The organism is Acinetobacter sp. CAU_H_29a_1 (assembly GCF_058599505.1).
In genome coordinates this window covers 3398848-3415852 of the sequence record NZ_CM178655.1, presented here as the reverse complement: position 1 = coordinate 3415852, position 17005 = coordinate 3398848, and the positions used below count along the sequence as shown (strand labels likewise).

Below are 17005 nucleotides of genomic sequence, written 5' to 3'. Positions count from 1 at the left end.
TCTCCTAAATCCATTTGGAATTTTCTAAAAAATCCTCATTTTTTTCTTCAAAATTTGAAGATGAAGATGAAGATGAAGATGAAGATGAAGATGAAGATGAAGATGAAGATGAAGATGAAGATGAAGGGCATGGTTCAAGCATGACTTGAGTAATACTCGGGCTCTTCTCAGGAGCTGTTTGAGCATTTACTTTTCGTTGCTTGGTTGATGCTTGAGCATTACTTGCGGATTTATTCCAGCGTGCTTGAGCTGCATTTTTAGCTTTATCAGATTTCATCTGTTGATTTTGCAACGCTTGGTTTTTTAAACTGGTTAAAAAACTTGAAAGAATTTGTTCAGATTCGACTTCAAATAATTCCAATGCTGTCAGCGTATTCAACAAAGTTTTAGCCTTGGTATGCTGCGGTAATTTCGTGATGCTGCATACCGTTGCTAAATCATGAGGAATAGCTCCATTTTTCCAGAAATCCATCATTAACAGCAGTGTTGCACCGATTTGCTCTGCAGTCATTCGTGCAAATTTTGCCTGTAAGTCGCCAATATAGAGTGGCATCCAAATTGAAATATCTTTATGCATGTGTTCACCTTTTTTATAGGTATAGAGGGGCTAAGGTCATCGATTGGATGACCTTGTATATTTATTAGATCAGGGAGCTAAGCTCATTAACCGGAGGCGAGCCTGTTGGGCCAGGTCGTCGTAATGGGCTTGTCCATCATCCAGCATTCGCTGTAGCCAAAGTCTCAACGCCTGGTGATCATCGAAGCATTTATTGATTTCCAGCAAAAAGGCCAGATTATGCAGTTTGGGGATGTGTAACTCATGAATGAGTTCACGCGCGACCATATCTGCTTCTGGGCTAACGACTACACCGCTAAAGAAAGCCTTACTGTTCATGAGCAGGCTCCTCTGTATTTAGTCTTTCCAGCATGGCTTCAAAAGCACTGCCATCACGACGTGTGACGTTTGGAATGTAGCGGCTGTAAACACGGAACAGCATTTCAGTGGTCGAATGACCTAGCTGACGTGCAATCCATTCAGGATTTTCACCCGCAGATAACCAAAGTGTGGCAGCTGTGTGACGTGTCTGATAAGCACGACGAGGCGTTAATCCTAAAAAGCGCAGGATAGGGTGCCATACACGCTTATTAACTAAACGGTAGTCTAGAGGACCGCCATCACGGTTGCAGAAGACGAAGTCCGATTTTCCGTTGTTGAGGCTTTTCTGTTGCAGAAAGGCTTGGTACACCCGGTCATTCATCTGGATCGTGCGGTCAGAACCATACGTTTTGGTTCCACCTAAAACACCATTCACAAGTGCTTCACGGATATGGATTTCACGACGCTGTAAGTCAATGTTTTTCCATTGAAGACCATCAATTTCACTGGTACGCATACCCGTAAAAAAACGGATGGTGTAATACGGTTTAAAGTCATCACGAACCGTTGTAATGATTTGCTGAACTTCTTCAAGAGAGAAAGGGGTGACCTCAATTCGACTCTCTTTTAAGTTGTTTATATTTTTATATGGTGATTCAAAACCATATCGTTCAGCTGCGTCATTGAGTATCATACGTAAAGGCGTCATGATTTGATTGATCCTCGATGCTTTCAGACTTGTTTGATTTTTTCCGTGTGTCACTTTGGCGAGGGAGGCACGGAAGTCAATCAAGTCTGACTTCTTAATTTTCGAAAGAACTTGTTTTCCAAAAGCTGGCTTTAAGTAGTTCTCAATCACTATTAAAACCTTCTGTCGGTAAGACATGCGCCATTCAATTTCTTTCTGTGTAAACCACACTTCAACATAATCATGAAAAAGTGGAACATTACTTTGTACAGCAATTTGCAAACTACGCTTTGCTGTGAACTCTTCGATGCGCTTACTTTTTGGAAAATATTTTCCGTATTCAAACGTACCTAGAGTGATTTCAGCTTCAAGTTGGTCGAGTCGTTTTTTTAAAATACGACGGTTATAAGGGTTATCAACAAGTGTTGTTGTTTCACGACAACGAATGCCCAAATAACGGAAGTCAACAACCAACTTTCCACTGCGGGCTTGTATGCTCGCCATTGGTTAACCTCACTTTAAAATTATTGCAGTGCATCCATGCTTAGGCCTGTGAACTTCAGCATTTCAGTTTCAATGCGTTCCCAAACAAAAAGAATTTTGCGTCCACCAAATGGGCGAATGTAGTGAACACCTTCAATGAAAACGCTATCTTTGAGTTGGTTGCGGATAGTACGTGCGTCGTACTGAATTTTTTCAGCCAATTGTTGGGCTGTTAAGTAGGTATATGTCATAATTGTATTCCTGTCATAATTCATCGGATGGAAGTAATTTTTCATCCTTATAGCTAAAATAACCTTAAATTTAATTAAATGCAATTAAATTTTCATGGTATTAGAGGAAATTTTAATGGTTGTTTGTAAGCTGCCTATTTTGTTGGCGGAGCGCAAAATGCGTGTTGCAGATCTAATCCGTGGTACTGGAATTAATAAAACAACATTGCACAAACTTTATAATGGAGATTTAACAAGGATTGATTTGGATACAATTAATCGCATTTGCGACTACTTAGATATACAAGTAGGGGACTTATTTGTTTTTGAAAAAGATATTTAAAATTAATTATATAAAAATCTTTTGGTCACAAATGGTCACATTGAAAAGTATGTGGCCTCAAACCTTATCATGAGTCTCTAAGGAATTTCATTTTTTACTCTTTGATATAAAAGAGTGGCTTTTTTCGTCAAAATTGAGCTAATTCAGTTTTTTTATGTCGTGATTTTTGGTCACAAATGGTCACATCTAAAATTCTATGGACATTGATAATTTACTCATTGGTAAAAAAATAAAAACATGAACCGAGAATTAGAAGCTTTATACCAAGAAAATGAAGGCTAAATTAGATCGTAAATTAAGCTTATTTGACGTCATTTAGTGTTATTTTGATGCCTAAGGACACGTAATGGTCACATCTTGGTCACAAGGTCTAGTTTATTGGAGAGTGGTAGGTAGGTGCTGTGGCAGTTGTGAGTAGAGTAATTTTCTTAAAAACCTAATAAAATCAACAATAAAAAACCCCCATCTTTCGATGAGGGCCTTTTTGAATTTGGAGCGGGAAACGAGACTCGAACTCGCGACCCCAACCTTGGCAAGGTTGTGCTCTACCAACTGAGCTATTCCCGCGTATTGAGCAGTTTTTGCTAAAACTTACACTAAAAAATGGAGCGGGAAACGAGACTCGAACTCGCGACCCCAACCTTGGCAAGGTTGTGCTCTACCAACTGAGCTATTCCCGCGTATTGAGCAGTTTTTGCTAAAACTTACACTGAAAAAAATTTGGAGCGGGAAACGAGACTCGAACTCGCGACCCCAACCTTGGCAAGGTTGTGCTCTACCAACTGAGCTATTCCCGCATAGCGCTGTATGATACAGCAAGCAAGTTCAGGGTCAATAGCTTTATGAAAAAGCTGAGTTTAATTGCATAAAATAAAGCCAGTTTTAGACGATGCCTTGAGATTTTTTTAACTTTTGCTCGTGAAAAGTTGTGCCTCATGCTAGCTGAAAGGGTTTTATGCATTCAACATCTTGAAGGAACAGGTATACTCTGAACGAATCATTATTTTTGGAGACAGGTATGAGCTTGGAGCAGCAATTGATTGAACGCTTACAACAGCTTTCCCCATCACATTTAGAAGTCGTGAATGAATCTTCTGGTCATGGCGGCTATTTTCCAGGTAAAGAATCACATTTTAAAGTGATCGTGGTGAGTGAGATTTTTGCGGGATTACGCTTAGTTCAGCGCCATCAAAAAATTTATGCGGTAGCAGGAGACTTACTCAGTCCTGGTAAAATTCATGCTTTGGCTATACATGCTTTTTTACCCGAGGAGTGGCAAGGACAAGACACTTCTAGTCCAAATTGTGCACATGCCCCGAAAAGCTAAGCAGAGATTCAGTCATGGAAACACAATTATTGATTAAGATCGTGCATATGAGTGCGGTCAGCTTGGCATGTGTCGTGATTTTGGCGCGTGCCATGACGCTATTTAAAGGCGTCCAAGGCAATCAGCCTAATCCAGCGGGTCGAACGGCTTTTGTTGCTCTTCAGCATTTAAGTATGCTGGTGATTGTACTGACCGGGATTGTCCTTTTAGTGATGAAAAACTTTGATGTGCAAACATGGTTTTATGCCAAAGTGGTTTTATTTTTAGTGATGTTGTCCGCTTTGTCGAAGGCTTATAAAAAAGAAGACAGCATTTTACTTACACAGCGCCGAGCGGGCTTATTCTTGGCCGTGGTTGCGATGATATCCATTTTAGGTTTAGTCATGATTAAACCAAACTTTGGCTAATTGTTAGACATAATCATCGGCACAGCGATTGTTCTGCGCTACACTGCTATCTATAGCGGAAAAATAACAAGAGGGAGGGGATTTCATGCATACACGTGTGGTATTTAATCAAAAAGGTGGTGTCGGTAAATCCAGTATTGCAGTGAATTTGGCGGCAATTAGTGCACATCAAGGCTTAAAAACCTTATTGATTGATCTCGATCCGCAAGCGAATTCGAGTCAGTATGTGCTGGGCGATGACGCAACGTATTCGGCAGACAAGCCAGCCTTAGAACCCAATATTGAAAACTATTTTGAAGAAGTGCTTGGAACGACTCAAAATAAAAGTCTATTGGGAAGTGCCATTGGTTCGATCCTCAAAGGGCGAGCTAAAGGTTTAGAAAGTTATGTACACCAATCCCCTTTTAAAAATTTGGATGTGATTCCAGCCAGCCCAAGCCTCGGGGCATTGGCTTATGCTTTAGAGTCAAAACATAAAATTTATAAACTGCGTGATGCCTTACAACAGCTTGCTGGAAAATATGATCGTGTTTATATCGATACACCGCCAGCCTTTAATTTCTTTACTTTGTCGGCACTGATTGCAGCCAATAAAGTCCTGATTCCGTTTGATTGTGATGTCTTTTCTAAACGTGCACTGCAAACTTTGATCGAAAATGTGCTCGAAACTCAAGACGATCATAATGATCATTTGGAAATTGAAGGCATTGTGGTGAATCAGTTCCAAGCGCAGGCCAAACTTCCGCGTGAAGTGGTGCAACAGCTGAAGGACGAAGGTCTTCCTGTACTAGAAAGTATGTTGCCCCCATCGGTGCTGATGAAAGAATCGCATCACAAAAATTTACCCTTAATTCATTTGGCACACGATCATAAATTGACGCAGGCCTATCAATCATTGTTCAATGAGATTGAGAATAATAAATTGCGAGATTCAGCATGAAAAAGATCACAATTGCTTTTTTAATGGGCAGTACGCTGTTATTGAGCGCCTGTGCCACAACGGTTAAACCGACTTATGTCTCTCCTACACAGTATCAAGCTTTGAACTGCCAACAGTTACAAGCAGAATATAATCGGATTCAGCAACATTTAGATGAAGGTGTACCTACTGCAAAACGTACGGGTGTTGGCGTGGGTCTAGGTCTGGGTGGTGGATGGAGTCATGGTGGCGGTTGGGGCTTTGGTCCAAGCGTTTCAGTCAATATGGGACAATCATCGAATACCAAAAAAACTGAAATTTCACGACTTTTGGGTCAGCAAGAGGCGATTGTACAGGCTGCAAAATTCAAAGGCTGTGCAATTACCGTGCAAAATAAGACGAATTAATGCCGCATTTATTCATTCTGCTGAAGGGTTCAACCTTTCAGCAGTCATTAAAATCTTAGCAAAATGTTTCGAAAATAATCTCAATAAAACAATGTGCTATCGTTTTACCATGCACTTTTCTACCTCATGGGTTCTGTGTTTTTTTTGGCTTTGACTTGAGGAAACAGCTCTTTTTCGGCTAAATTGCGCATCTTTAATGCTGTTGTTGGATGTCTATGATTGAGAGTTGGCTGTTTGTATTGGCAATGATTGCTGTCTTGATGATTCCGGGACCAACCAATGCTTTACTCGCAAGCTCTGCACATCAGCAAGGTCTGGCGAAGACCAGCTTACTTGTACCCGCAGAACTGTTTGGGTATTTCTATGCCATCAATTTATGGGCACTCCTGATTCATCTTAGCACCCCGACTTGGCCTTATCTGATAGACCTTTTACATGCACTCAGTGCAGTCTATGTGTTCTGGCTGGCTTTTCATTTGTGGAAAAGCTCACACTTAGAAAAACATAATCAACGTTTTACCTCGATTCGACCTAAACAATTATTTTTTTCAACTTTGAAAAATCCGAAAGCGGTCTTATTTGCTGCAGGTATTTTTCCCTATGAAGCCTGGGATAATCCCACCAATTTCTTTTTGGTCTTTGCGGTGTTTAGTCTGGTGTTATTGCCAACGGCACTGTTCTGGATGTCTTTTGGCCGTGCCATTTTATCGGGTGAGTCCAAACAAATAAAAGCCGATCTCTTATATAAAGGATCGGCCATGTTGTTGGTGGTGTGTATGTTTCCCGTGATTCTACGCTTTTTTGCTTAAGCTTCAGTGGTTGATTTTTTCTTTAATTTTGCACGAATAAAACCAATGATCCCCGGCAAGACACTAATAATAATAATGCCGAAAATCAGATGCGTGAAATTGTCTTTGACCACAGGCACATTACCAAAAATATAGCCTAAAGTAATGAATGAACCAATCCAGCAGAATGCGCCAATTAGGTTATAAGACAGGAAAAATTTGTAATCCATTTTTCCTGCACCTGCTACAAAAGGTGCAAAAGTCCGCGCAAAAGGGATAAAACGCGCAAAAATAATGGTTTTACCACCATGTTTTTCAAAGAATTTTTGTGTATTAATCAGGTGTTGTTTATTGATGAAACGGGACTCGATTTCAAAAACACGCGGTCCAATATAACGGCCAATGTGATAATTCAGCGTATCGCCCAGTACAGCCGCGATAAAAAGTAAAACACCAAGAGTCCATGGGTTCATTGCACCTGTGGATGCAGCTAATGCACCTGCGGCAAATAATAAACTGTCTCCGGGTAGGAACGGCATGACCACCAAACCTGTTTCCACAAAGATGATGAGAAACAAAATTGCATAAATCCAAACCCCATAGTTGGTGATAAACTCAAGCAGATGGTCATCGACATGTAATATAAAATCAATCAGTTCCATGGGGCACAAATAAGCAAAAGAGTGCGGAAATCCTAGCAGTCTCGTTATCAGAAGTCAGTATTAAAACGTAAATAAATTTAGCTATCAGTGTTCTTATCTTAAAAGTATGTGTGATGAAAATGGATATTTATTCTAAAAATAGAGAACATTAAGATAGCTACAACTTCAAATAAAACGTATTTAAAGGTGTAAAAATATTTAATCGAAATGTTGTGGCCAAAAATATTATCAATCAACCCAATACAGATGTAGTTTTAGCTTTAATTCCCCGTGTACTGATGGCTTATATTCTCTTGTTGCAAGCTAGGGAAAAATTTCAGCTTATAGCGTAACTTTAGGGTATATGGGGGCTTGGAGCGCTATTACCTTTAACCATTTTAGTTGAGTTTGGTAGTGGCTTAGCGCTGTTATTTGGTTTTCAAGCCCACTTTCCTGCGTTTGGCTTAGACCTATTTAGTGTTATTACCGCGTTTATTTTTCACGATGGCGCACAAGCCAGCATTAATTTTATGAAAAATTTTGCCATGGCAGGTGGTCTATTGTTTCTAATGCTGCATGGTGCAGGAAAAATGAGTCTAGATCATTTGATTGAAAAATAATTCAAAATGAAAAGCAGCATGCAGGATGCTGCTTTTTTATTTACAAAAAAGTACGGTGTGGACGTTATTTTTTTTGATCAAGATCAATAAAACATGAGGAAAATAAGATGAAAAAATCTTTTTAAAATAGGGTTATGTATTACAAGTTTAAGTCTTGCCGCTGGCGCATGGGCCAAAGATGATCATATCATTTTACAAGAAGCTGCAAAGAACCATGTCTCTGTGTCAGCCATTGCAAAGCTCAAAGATGAAACTGCGGTCACTTTAAAAGGGACACTGCTGAAACATCTCAATGAAGACAACTACGAGTTCAGCGATGGTATAGGGGATATTTTGCTGGATATTGATGACGATTTATGGAAAGCATCCAATATTAAAGCAGGCGATAAAGTACAAGTGGTCGGTGAGGTGGATACACATCGTTATAAACCGACCGATATTGAAGTCGTTAAAATAGAAAAAGTTTTGAAATAAACATCAGGCACGCGAAAGCGTGCTTTTTGATATAAAAACCATTGGGTTTTAAGTGTTGTATAAAGCTTGTCCGAATTATGTGCGTTATGCGCGGAAAAATGCTAGAATACGGCGCTTATATTCGTTTGCCTTTCATAGTTGTTTGTCATGACTACCAATACTCAAATTACTGAAGATCGTATCCTTATTTTGGATTTCGGTTCTCAATATAGCCAGCTTATTGCACGCCGCGTACGTGAAGCTGGCGTATATTCTGAAATGTATGCCTATGACATGTCTGAAGAAGACATTCGTGCATTTAATCCAAACGGTATCATCTTGTCAGGTGGTCCTGAGAGCGTACACGAAGAAGGCAGCCCACGTGCGCCAGAAGTTGTGTTCAACTTAGGTGTACCAGTTTTGGGTATTTGCTATGGCTTACAAACCATGTCTGCACAGCTTGGCGGTAAAGTTGAGCCGGGTACTGTACATGAATTCGGTTATGCCGAAGTAAACATCCAAGTTCGTGACAAGTTGATTGGTGATCTTGAAGACACTAAAGACCAACTTAAAGTTTGGATGAGCCATGGTGACAAAGTGACAGCGATTCCTGAAGGTTTCCAAATCACTGCAAGCACACCAAGCTGTCCAGTGGCGATGGTTTCTGATGAAGCGCGTCGTTTTTACGGGATTCAGTTCCACCCAGAAGTAACGCACACTGCAAAAGGTGCAGAGTTATTATCGAACTTTGTACACAGCATTTGTGGCTGTCGTAGCCTGTGGAACTCTGAAAACATCATCGATCTACGCGTTGAACAATTACGTCAACAAATTGGCGATCAAAAAGTTCTGTTAGGTCTGTCTGGTGGTGTGGATTCATCAGTGGTTGCTGCACTTTTACACCGTGCAATTGGCGATCAATTGACTTGTGTATTCGTTGACAACGGTCTACTCCGTTTGAACGAAGGTGAGCAAGTGATGGACATGTTTGCGAAAAACATGGGTATCCGTGTGATTCGTGCCGATGCTGAAGAGCGTTTCTTGACTGCACTTGCAGGTGAAGTTGATCCTGAGAAAAAACGTAAAATCATTGGTCGTGAGTTCATCGAAGTTTTTGCTGAAGAAGCACGTAAGCTTGATGGTGTAAACTTCCTTGCTCAAGGGACAATTTACCCAGACGTGATTGAATCTGCTGCAACCAAAAATGGCAAAGCGCATGTGATTAAATCTCACCACAATGTGGGCGGTTTACCAGATGACTTAGCTTTTGAATTGGTTGAGCCAATCCGTGATTTGTTTAAAGATGAAGTACGTCGTTTAGGTACAACTTTAGGTTTACCGTTTGAAATGCTTTATCGCCATCCATTCCCAGGTCCAGGTTTGGGCGTGCGTATTTTGGGTGAAGTGAAGAAAGAGTATGCAGACATTTTACGTCTTGCAGATGACATCTTCATGCAAGAGCTTCGTGCAAGTGGTTGGTATGATAAAACTGCACAAGCCTTTGCTGTATTCCAACCGGTGAAATCTGTTGGCGTCGTCGGTGATGGCCGTCGTTATGCATGGGTGATTGCACTTCGTGCCGTTGAAACGGTTGACTTTATGACAGCACGCTTTGCACATCTTCCTTATGATCTTGTCGATAAAATCTCAACGCGTATCATGAATGAAATTAAAGATGTTTCTCGTGTTGTGTATGATGTGTCGTCTAAGCCACCAGCAACGATTGAATGGGAGTAAAACTGGGCTTTCATGAAGCAACGCTTCATGCCAGTTTTACGCCAAAGGCTACGCCTGTGGCAGTAAACGAGAAATTACTCTTTGAAAAGGACGCTTAGGCGTCCTTTTTTATATAACGAGGTAGGGAGAGACGGATGAATTTTTATCATTGGTTAATACAGAATAAGAATCTTTCAAAGGCTACAGCTTTAAAATATGATTTAGTTATAAAAAATAGAATTAATGAGTGGTTACCTAGTTATGAGTTACCTCAAAACAGCATTGAGTTTGAAGCATTAAAGCAGACAATTTTTACTTTAGATATCTATCAAGATAGAAACCGAGTGGGGAATAATATGTATTCTTCTGCATTGAAGCATTATGGTGACTTTTTAAAAGAAATTGATGTTAATGATGAGTCAATATTTACGGAAAAACAAATATTTACAACAGATGCTGAGCGTTTGGTTAAAGTCAGACTGATTCAAAATAAGTTCAGGAAAAAGCTTTTTGATTTTTATCCGTATTGTGCAGTCACAGGCTTTAGTCATAGTAGATTGTTAATTGCATCCCATATTAAGCCTTGGGCAAAGTGTGATGGAAATGAAAAAGTAGATGTTTATAATGGATTCTTATTGTCCCCAAATTTTGACCGTCTATTTGATCAAGGATTTATTACTTTTCTTGACACGGGGATAGTTCAGATTTCGAAAAAGCTCAATGAGGTTGATAAAGAGTTCTTTTCTATTCCAACACATTTAAAATTGCACTTGGATGTAAAACACCTTCCTTATCTACACTATCATCAGAATGAAATTTATATGGGATAGGCATAAAAATTGAGAAATCTGTATATTTCATTTATCAAAAGGGCTTACACAATAATATTTTTCTTATTTTCAGTTGGTCGTAATCTTTAAAAAAATAAAGAGGTAACAACATTTTTACATCCACGCATTGCCTTGTAGTTAGGTTTTGAAAACACAAGATATTGTCCCAAGTTTAAGAATCAGCATTCTATTTTTAGGGATGTGCAGTTGGGAATCTGCTTGTTATGATCTAGGACATATGGATCTGTAATGAGTAAGCACATGACGAATAATAATTATACTGAACTTTCACATTTGGATGACTGTGAAAAATACGTAAATCAATTCATTCAAGAGTTTCCACTGAGAAGTGCTGAAATAGGCCAAGGGACGGTCATCAATCGCGCGCTGCCAAGTCGCCATAAAAGAATGATTGGTGCATGGTGTTTCTTAGATCACGCGGGCCCTGTAACCTTCCCACAAGGGGATGGTTTAGATGTTGGCCCACATCCACATATCGGTTTGCAAACCTTTACATGGATGATTGAAGGCACCATGATGCACACCGATAGTTTGGGTAGCAAGCAGCTGATTCGTCCAAAACAGGTCAACCTCATGACCGCAGGACACGGGATTTCCCATACGGAAGTCGCACCAGATACAGAAACCAAAATGCATGCAGCACAATTGTGGATTGCATTGCCCGATGCACAAATTGCTGTTGAACCCCGTTTCGATCACTATCCAGAACTGCCAGTGGTGGAAAAAGATGGGGTAGCATTTACCATTTTGGTCGGAGAGTTCTTAAATACCACCTCACCTGTGAGTGTCTATACTGAGCTGTTAGGGGTGGACTTAAGCGCAGCAGAAAGCACCAAAACCCGTTTAACACTCAATCCAAACTTTGAATATGGCTTTATGGCTTTAGAAGGAACGGCTACCGTCAATCGGCACGAACTGAATGAGGATAATATGGTGGTGCTCGAGCAGGGTGTAAGCGCGATTGAAATTGAAATTCATGCTGGTAGTCGCTTGTTGCTGTTAGGTGGTGAACCGTTTGAAAGTCCAATTCTACTGTGGTGGAATTTTGTTGGTCGTACTCAAGCAGAGTTGAAAATTGCACGTGATCAGTGGATTGCACAAGATGAACGTTTTGGTTCGATTCCTGACTATGAAGGTCCGCGCTTAGAAGCTCCAGCATTTCCAGACCAAATGCGCGCTTCAAAATAAAGGGAATACTGCGACAAGTCGTTCAACAACAGAATAGGTGGACAGTTTCAATACTTGAAACCTATTCAAAATAATATCAATGAAAAATAGGATAATAAAAAAATGGCAATAATTGCGAATGCAGAAGTCAAAACATGCGTCGAAGCATGGTCTGGTGAAGTAAGCAGGGGACAACACCAATTTATTACCGATAAACCAGCGTCTTTTGGCGGTCAGGACAAAGGCCCAGCACCTTATGACTTTATTTGTACAGGTTTGATTTCCTGCACCATGATTACCCTACGGATGTATGCACAGCACAAAGGTATTGAGTGGGGGGCTTTTAGTGTCGAAGCAGATTTTAATGCTAATAAAGAAGGCCGAGAATGGATCAGTCGTCGTTTGTCGTTTGAGCAAACATTGACAGAAGAAGCACACCAAAAAATCTTAGACATCTGTCAAAAAACACCAGTCACTAAAACTTTATTACGTTCCGTCGAGATTGAAACCTCAATTGTTTAACTCGCTTGACGGTTTTTTATAGGCGGTAAAGGATTTTGTGCGACTGGATATTCATGTGTATCGACAGGTACAAACTCCAAATTTTAGCGTAAAGTGAGTGCTAGATTTCAATTAAAACAAAAGGTAAAACAATGATCACCCTGCACCATTTGGAACATTCACGCTCTTTACGCATTTTATGGGCTTTGGAAGAGTTAGGGCTGGAGTATGAGGTGAAGTTTTATAAACGCCTACCGACCTATGCTGCGCCACCTGAGTTAAAAAACATTCATCCCTTAGGTAAAGCACCTGTTTTGACCGATGGTGATTTGGTCATAGCAGAATCTGCGGTTATTTTGGAATACCTACAAGCCACCTACGATACGGAGCACAAGTTTAAACCGCAAAATCCAAAGGATTTAATGCAATACAACTACTGGATGCATTATGCCGAAGGCTCGTTGATGCCATATTTGGTCATGACTTTGGTGATGAGTAATGTATCCAAGCATGTTCCCTTTCTAATTAAACCGATTGCCAATAAAATTTGTGATGGGGTGAAAGGTGGCTTTATTAATCCACGCTTGAAAGAGCACAGTGCATATTTGGAAAATTATTTATCTCAACATGACTATTTTGCAGGTGATTTTTCCTTTGCTGATATTCAAATGAGCTTTCCTGTGGTGGCGATGCAAGAGCGGGTAAAAGCCCATAACCCTCAAATGGTTGCTTATGCACAGCGCATTCAGCAGCGCCCAGCATTTAAAAAAGCCAAAGAGCTCAGTGGTTTCTAGTGGGTGGTGATGATTTGAACCTGATTTTTTTGCCCGGTGCATCGGGCAATACGGCATTTTGGCAACCTGTTATCCAACTCCTACAGGACGATTCAACTATAGTCGTCGCTTATCCGAGCTTTGGTGGTTATGCTGATGATGTGGATGTGCAAAGTTTTGAAGGCTTACAAGCCGATGTGTTGAATCAAATCCAACAGCCTTCTGTGGTTATTGCGCAATCCATGGGCGGCATTTTTGCAGTACAAGCTGCCCTAAAAAAACCTGAGCAGGTGCAGGCTTTGGTACTTGTGGCAACCTCAGGCGGTATTGATTTAAGTCCTTTTCAGGTGAAGGATTGGAGAGAGGATTATCAACAGAGCTTTATGGTTCCTGATTGGTTTGTTCAGCATCAGTCTGATTTGACGGATAGTCTGGAGCGTATCCAGTGTCCAGTTTTGTTGATTTGGGGCGATGCAGATCCGATTAGCCCTGTTGCGGTGGGGCAGGCCTTACACCGTCAAATACCACATGCTGAATTGCATATCGTGTCACAGGGTCAACATGATTTAGCTTATGTGCATGCGGCGCACGTTGCGCAATTGATTCAAAATTTTCTTGCCAAACTCAGAGTATAAAAAAGGATGCCGAGGCATCCTTTTTTGTTTTAGCGTTTGACCACAATCGAATCAATCCCGCTATGTTGTAGGGTTTGCTGTGCAATCACCGCGGCTTCTTGCGAGTCATATGGCCCTGAAATCACGCGATACCATGTTTGGCCGCCTTCAACGGTTTTGACGACATCGGCAGAGAGACCATTTAAGATAATTTCTGCACGACGTGCATCGGCACTGTCAGGGTCAGGGTAACTGCGGACTTGCAATATAAAACTTGGCGCTTGCGGTGTCGGTGCTGCTTCGGTTAAACCCGGTTCAGCAGGGGTGCTTTCTTCGGCAGCAGGTGCTTCAACAATCACCACAGTGCTTGGATTATCTTTGGTTTCAGGAATGGCTTGATCAGGAATTGGCGTCACTTGCTGCTGTGGCAGTAGGTCATAGAAACGGTAGTCTTTATTGGTTTCTTCTTGATAATGTTCCGAAGTGATTTGCCCTTTCGGCTTCACTGGTGCCCAAGGTTTCCACAGTAACAGTGCTACAGCAAAACAGAGCACGATTAAAATGACCACAAGTGTACCGAGCCAAGCTGGAATCAGTGGCTTTTTGGGTTTGTTCGGTCTTTCAGATACACCGCGCTGCGTTTTTCCAAACACGTGGAAACCTCTTTTCTTCTAATCAATATGAGGGACTGGCCCATTCTCTTCTTTATTTTAGTACTTGGCCTCAAGGGATTAAAAGAGGCGTCATTGTAAAATAAAGAATCGCTTTGCAAAATTCAAGTTTCACAAAGCGAGCAATACATCAGGGTTGATATGGCTACTTCGGGCAAAGCCCTTCATCTTGTGACGATGTGCAAAGCGTTGCTTTTTACATCGTTACCTCAAGCATAGCTTTCGGTCTTGCAGCCATGTGTGAAGCTTTGCTTCACTTATTACATGGCTTCAGGTGCAGACACACCTAGTAACTCTAAACCATTACGCAAAACTTGTTGTACGTTTATTGAAAGTAATAAACGGGCTTGCGAAAGGGCAATATTCTGTTCGTCGATAATTCTTGTATTATCCAAGTTATACCAACCATGGAATAATGCTGCGAGTTCTTTCAAATAGTTACCCACTTGGTGTGGTTCATAGCTATTTGCAGCACGAAGCACAATTTCTGGATAGGCCGCAAGTTTGGCAAGAATTTCAGTTTCAGCGTCAAGAACTAATAAGGTCGCATCGTAATCAGCTACTTTGCTACGATCAAAAGGAATGCCTTTTTCAGGTGCTTTCACATCGACCATACGATTGACACGTGCATGCGCATATTGAATGTAGTACACCGCATTGTCTTTGCTTTGTGAAACTGCAAGGTCTAAGTCAAAGTCAATGTGTTGCTCAGACTTACGCATCACGTAGTAGAAACGCGCAGCATCGTTGCCCACTTCTTTACGCAGGTCACGTAAAGTCACGAACTGACCAGAACGAGATGACATTTGTACCATCTCGCCACCACGCCATAGGCTGACGAACTGAACCAATAGAACGGTGAGTTTTTTCGAGTCATACCCTAAGGCATCAATCGCGGCTTTAACCCGTGAAATATAGCCATGGTGGTCTGAGCCCCAGATATCAATAATATCGGTATAGCCACGTTGTAATTTGTTCAGGTGATAAGCAATGTCAGAAGCAAAGTAAGTGGTTTGTCCATTACGACGCTTCACAACACGGTCTTTTTCATCGCCAAATTCAGTTGATTTGAACCAAATATTGCCGTCTTTTTTGTATAAGAAACCACGTTGTTCTAAAGTGGCTAACGCTTCATCAATTTTATCAGTGAGTGATGCTTCGCTGAACCATTGGTTAAAGGTTACACCAAACTCGCCCAAGTCATCTTTGATGTCATCTAAGATCGCATTCAGCGCTGCTTGGTGGAATACGCGGTAAGCTTCACCGATTAAGCTTTGTGAATTATGGATTAAACCATCAATGTGCTTTTCTTTGTCGCCTGAAAGGACAACTTTATTGCCTTCGGCATCGAGTTCTTCTGCATATTGCACATCTTCAGGGACATCTTTATAGACGTCTGCTACAGGGCGGACGTAGGCATCGCCATCAGCATCGATAATACTTTGCGCGATTTCTTTAACATAATCGCCTTGATAGGCATTTTTAGGGAAAACCAGTGCTTGGCCTGTTAATTCGAGGTAGCGCAAATAGGTAGATGTTGCAAGGATGTCCATTTGACGGCCTGCATCATTCACATAATATTCACGGTCTACCGTTGCACCTGTTGCCTCAAGCAAGGTTGCAACCGTCATCCCATATGCTGCGCCACGACCATGACCAACGTGCAAGCTAGACGTTGGGTTGGCAGAAACGAATTCTACTTGGATTTTCTTCGCAGCATTGGCTTGAGTGCGACCAAACTGATTGCCTTGCGCTTGAATTTGATCAAGTACAGCAAAGCGTTGGTCAGCATTTAAAAAGAAGTTAATAAAGCCAGGGCCTGCGATTTCTGCTTTGCTGATGTCCGCCACTTCAGGCAGTGCAGCAAGAATTTTTTCGGCTAAATCACGTGGCTTCATACCCGCAGCTTTAGAGGCAATCATCGCGATATTGGACGCGAAGTCACCATGGCTTCGGTCTTTGGTACGCGTCAAAGTACTGCTGTTGTTCCAGTCTGCTGGAAGGACGCCTTCAGCTTGAAGGTTTTGTACTGCGTGCTCGAGAGCTGCTTGGATTGCCGTGTTCATATTCAGTCGAAAATTTAATGTCGCAGAAAAACGCTAAATATAGCAAATTTCCGCGTCTTTAGGTGAATCCATTTTTATAGAATAAAAAATGTTCAAAAACTGCTAAAGATTGCGCTGCAATAAATATGAAAAGCGCAGTATGATGAAAACCAAAACGCATACTTTTAAGGATAAAACGTGTCTGAACAGCGGCCGATGATCATTGGGAATATTCCCAAGTTACCAGCAAAATACGCCATGTTTATTTTGCCGTTTTTTATCTCATTTTTTATGAGTGGCATTATCTCGATGATCAATCTTTGGCGCAATTTGGGTTGGGTGGACAATTTCCTACAGGTTTGGCTGTCCGCATGGATGATGTCTTGGGTGGTGGCTTATCCTGTAGTGCTCATTGTGCTACCGATTGTGCGCCGTTTGACCGGTGTGTTTGTTGATATGTCACATTTGAACCCACCCAAATAAC

The 17005-nt window shown here is 41.2% G+C and carries 21 protein-coding genes, 3 tRNA genes and 1 pseudogene; 15 read left to right on the top strand and 10 right to left on the bottom strand.

What is annotated here, in order from left to right; genetic code table 11:
• Nucleotides 1–4: 4 nt before the first annotated feature.
• The 4 genes from AC4MDD_RS17155 to AC4MDD_RS17140 all read right to left on the bottom strand — a co-directional run bounded on the left by AC4MDD_RS17155 (nt 5) and on the right by AC4MDD_RS17140 (nt 2299).
• Nucleotides 5–577 (bottom strand): DUF1376 domain-containing protein, encoded by a 573-nt coding sequence (locus AC4MDD_RS17155; RefSeq protein ID WP_491882070.1) that lies wholly within the window; start codon nt 575–577, stop codon nt 5–7.
• Nucleotides 578–646: 69 nt separating this feature from the next.
• Complete coding sequence (locus AC4MDD_RS17150; protein WP_491882069.1) at nt 647–895, bottom strand: hypothetical protein; 249 nt, start codon at nt 893–895, stop codon at nt 647–649.
• A complete protein-coding gene (locus AC4MDD_RS17145; RefSeq protein ID WP_005403932.1) occupies nt 885–2069 on the bottom strand; it encodes a site-specific integrase in 1185 nt (394 codons plus the stop codon). Before AC4MDD_RS17145 ends, AC4MDD_RS17150 begins: the two co-directional genes overlap by 11 nt.
• 20 nt (nt 2070–2089) lie before the next feature.
• Nucleotides 2090–2299: a hypothetical protein gene (locus tag AC4MDD_RS17140; protein WP_005403933.1), complete on the bottom strand. Its 210-nt coding sequence runs from the start codon at nt 2297–2299 to the stop codon at nt 2090–2092.
• 115 nt (nt 2300–2414) lie between these two features.
• Here AC4MDD_RS17140 and AC4MDD_RS17135 point away from each other — a divergent pair, with 115 nt between their 5' ends.
• The gene (locus tag AC4MDD_RS17135) at nt 2415–2621 is read left to right on the top strand and encodes a helix-turn-helix domain-containing protein (RefSeq protein WP_039909129.1); all 207 of its coding nucleotides are present in this window, start codon (nt 2415–2417) and stop codon (nt 2619–2621) included.
• A gap of 491 nt (nt 2622–3112) precedes the next feature.
• Here AC4MDD_RS17135 and AC4MDD_RS17130 read toward each other — a convergent pair.
• From AC4MDD_RS17130 to AC4MDD_RS17120, 3 genes are all read right to left on the bottom strand, one after another.
• A tRNA-Gly gene (locus tag AC4MDD_RS17130) sits at nt 3113–3188 on the bottom strand.
• Nucleotides 3189–3225: 37 nt separating this feature from the next.
• Nucleotides 3226–3301, bottom strand: a tRNA-Gly gene (locus tag AC4MDD_RS17125).
• A gap of 41 nt (nt 3302–3342) precedes the next feature.
• Nucleotides 3343–3418 (bottom strand) — tRNA-Gly (locus AC4MDD_RS17120).
• Nucleotides 3419–3639: 221 nt separating this feature from the next.
• On the opposite strand from AC4MDD_RS17120, the gene AC4MDD_RS17115 reads away from it, so the two are divergent.
• The 5 genes from AC4MDD_RS17115 to AC4MDD_RS17095 all read left to right on the top strand — a co-directional run bounded on the left by AC4MDD_RS17115 (nt 3640) and on the right by AC4MDD_RS17095 (nt 6490).
• Nucleotides 3640–3948, top strand: coding sequence for a BolA family protein (locus AC4MDD_RS17115; RefSeq protein ID WP_058952398.1), 309 nt, complete (start codon nt 3640–3642; stop codon nt 3946–3948).
• A 14-nt stretch (nt 3949–3962) separates the two neighbouring features.
• On the top strand, nt 3963–4355 hold the full coding sequence (locus tag AC4MDD_RS17110; RefSeq protein WP_004983982.1) for a SirB2 family protein: 393 nt from the start codon (nt 3963–3965) through the stop codon (nt 4353–4355).
• Nucleotides 4356–4440: 85 nt separating this feature from the next.
• Nucleotides 4441–5295 (top strand): ParA family protein, encoded by an 855-nt coding sequence (locus AC4MDD_RS17105; protein ID WP_004684373.1) that lies wholly within the window; start codon nt 4441–4443, stop codon nt 5293–5295.
• Nucleotides 5292–5681, top strand: a complete 390-nt coding sequence (locus tag AC4MDD_RS17100) for a hypothetical protein (protein WP_183173756.1) — start codon at nt 5292–5294, stop codon at nt 5679–5681. Before AC4MDD_RS17105 ends, AC4MDD_RS17100 begins: the two co-directional genes overlap by 4 nt.
• Nucleotides 5682–5896: 215 nt before the next feature.
• On the top strand, nt 5897–6490 hold the full coding sequence (locus AC4MDD_RS17095; protein WP_005401909.1) for a LysE family translocator: 594 nt from the start codon (nt 5897–5899) through the stop codon (nt 6488–6490).
• On the opposite strand, the gene AC4MDD_RS17090 is transcribed toward AC4MDD_RS17095, so the two are convergent.
• Complete coding sequence (locus tag AC4MDD_RS17090) at nt 6487–7131, bottom strand: DedA family protein (RefSeq protein WP_004684377.1); 645 nt, start codon at nt 7129–7131, stop codon at nt 6487–6489. The genes AC4MDD_RS17095 and AC4MDD_RS17090 overlap by 4 nt on opposite strands.
• A gap of 194 nt (nt 7132–7325) precedes the next feature.
• Between AC4MDD_RS17090 and AC4MDD_RS17085 the strand changes: the two are divergent.
• The 8 genes and pseudogenes from AC4MDD_RS17085 to AC4MDD_RS17050 all read left to right on the top strand — a co-directional run bounded on the left by AC4MDD_RS17085 (nt 7326) and on the right by AC4MDD_RS17050 (nt 13826).
• A pseudogene (locus AC4MDD_RS17085) lies at nt 7326–7730 on the top strand (DoxX family protein).
• Nucleotides 7731–7856: 126 nt separating this feature from the next.
• Entirely contained in the window at nt 7857–8204 is a 348-nt protein-coding gene (locus AC4MDD_RS17080) for a NirD/YgiW/YdeI family stress tolerance protein (protein WP_491882633.1), read from the top strand.
• Between the two features lie 147 nt (nt 8205–8351).
• A complete protein-coding gene (gene guaA / locus AC4MDD_RS17075; RefSeq protein WP_205667349.1) occupies nt 8352–9920 on the top strand; it encodes a glutamine-hydrolyzing GMP synthase in 1569 nt (522 codons plus the stop codon).
• A gap of 134 nt (nt 9921–10054) precedes the next feature.
• Nucleotides 10055–10729, top strand: a complete 675-nt coding sequence (locus AC4MDD_RS17070) for an HNH endonuclease (RefSeq protein WP_278345109.1) — start codon at nt 10055–10057, stop codon at nt 10727–10729.
• 261 nt (nt 10730–10990) lie between these two features.
• On the top strand, nt 10991–11938 hold the full coding sequence (locus tag AC4MDD_RS17065) for a pirin family protein (RefSeq protein ID WP_491882068.1): 948 nt from the start codon (nt 10991–10993) through the stop codon (nt 11936–11938).
• A 102-nt stretch (nt 11939–12040) separates the two neighbouring features.
• Entirely contained in the window at nt 12041–12439 is a 399-nt protein-coding gene (locus AC4MDD_RS17060; RefSeq protein ID WP_491882067.1) for an OsmC family protein, read from the top strand.
• 131 nt (nt 12440–12570) lie between these two features.
• Nucleotides 12571–13212, top strand: a complete 642-nt coding sequence (locus AC4MDD_RS17055; protein ID WP_078426287.1) for a glutathione S-transferase family protein — start codon at nt 12571–12573, stop codon at nt 13210–13212.
• A gap of 14 nt (nt 13213–13226) precedes the next feature.
• On the top strand, nt 13227–13826 hold the full coding sequence (locus AC4MDD_RS17050; protein ID WP_491882066.1) for an alpha/beta fold hydrolase: 600 nt from the start codon (nt 13227–13229) through the stop codon (nt 13824–13826).
• A 29-nt stretch (nt 13827–13855) separates the two neighbouring features.
• Here the strand turns inward: AC4MDD_RS17050 and AC4MDD_RS17045 are convergent, their stop codons facing one another.
• Together AC4MDD_RS17045 and argS are read right to left on the bottom strand one after the other, a co-directional pair.
• A complete protein-coding gene (locus tag AC4MDD_RS17045; RefSeq protein ID WP_004684390.1) occupies nt 13856–14458 on the bottom strand; it encodes an SPOR domain-containing protein in 603 nt (200 codons plus the stop codon).
• Nucleotides 14459–14736: 278 nt separating this feature from the next.
• Nucleotides 14737–16542 (bottom strand): arginine--tRNA ligase, encoded by a 1806-nt coding sequence (argS, locus tag AC4MDD_RS17040; RefSeq protein ID WP_491882065.1) that lies wholly within the window; start codon nt 16540–16542, stop codon nt 14737–14739.
• Between the two features lie 177 nt (nt 16543–16719).
• Between argS and AC4MDD_RS17035 the strand changes: the two genes are divergently transcribed.
• Nucleotides 16720–17004, top strand: coding sequence for a DUF2798 domain-containing protein (locus AC4MDD_RS17035; RefSeq protein WP_004684392.1), 285 nt, complete (start codon nt 16720–16722; stop codon nt 17002–17004).
• Nucleotide 17005: the final 1 nt, after the last annotated feature.

Coding starts and splice junctions, on each gene's coding strand:
- AC4MDD_RS17140 (WP_005403933.1), bottom strand. CDS start 2,299: ATGACATATACCTACTTAACAGCCCAACAATTGGCTGAAAAAATTCAG.
- AC4MDD_RS17100 (WP_183173756.1), top strand. CDS start 5,292: ATGAAAAAGATCACAATTGCTTTTTTAATGGGCAGTACGCTGTTATTG.
- AC4MDD_RS17070 (WP_278345109.1), top strand. CDS start 10,055: ATGAATTTTTATCATTGGTTAATACAGAATAAGAATCTTTCAAAGGCT.
- AC4MDD_RS17060 (WP_491882067.1), top strand. CDS start 12,041: ATGGCAATAATTGCGAATGCAGAAGTCAAAACATGCGTCGAAGCATGG.
- AC4MDD_RS17145 (WP_005403932.1), bottom strand. CDS start 2,069: ATGGCGAGCATACAAGCCCGCAGTGGAAAGTTGGTTGTTGACTTCCGT.
- AC4MDD_RS17150 (WP_491882069.1), bottom strand. CDS start 895: ATGAACAGTAAGGCTTTCTTTAGCGGTGTAGTCGTTAGCCCAGAAGCA.
- argS (WP_491882065.1), bottom strand. CDS start 16,542: ATGAACACGGCAATCCAAGCAGCTCTCGAGCACGCAGTACAAAACCTT.
- AC4MDD_RS17065 (WP_491882068.1), top strand. CDS start 10,991: ATGACGAATAATAATTATACTGAACTTTCACATTTGGATGACTGTGAA.
- AC4MDD_RS17115 (WP_058952398.1), top strand. CDS start 3,640: ATGAGCTTGGAGCAGCAATTGATTGAACGCTTACAACAGCTTTCCCCA.
- AC4MDD_RS17095 (WP_005401909.1), top strand. CDS start 5,897: ATGATTGAGAGTTGGCTGTTTGTATTGGCAATGATTGCTGTCTTGATG.
- AC4MDD_RS17105 (WP_004684373.1), top strand. CDS start 4,441: ATGCATACACGTGTGGTATTTAATCAAAAAGGTGGTGTCGGTAAATCC.
- guaA (WP_205667349.1), top strand. CDS start 8,352: ATGACTACCAATACTCAAATTACTGAAGATCGTATCCTTATTTTGGAT.
- AC4MDD_RS17135 (WP_039909129.1), top strand. CDS start 2,415: ATGGTTGTTTGTAAGCTGCCTATTTTGTTGGCGGAGCGCAAAATGCGT.
- AC4MDD_RS17110 (WP_004983982.1), top strand. CDS start 3,963: ATGGAAACACAATTATTGATTAAGATCGTGCATATGAGTGCGGTCAGC.
- AC4MDD_RS17090 (WP_004684377.1), bottom strand. CDS start 7,131: ATGGAACTGATTGATTTTATATTACATGTCGATGACCATCTGCTTGAG.
- AC4MDD_RS17055 (WP_078426287.1), top strand. CDS start 12,571: ATGATCACCCTGCACCATTTGGAACATTCACGCTCTTTACGCATTTTA.
- AC4MDD_RS17155 (WP_491882070.1), bottom strand. CDS start 577: ATGCATAAAGATATTTCAATTTGGATGCCACTCTATATTGGCGACTTA.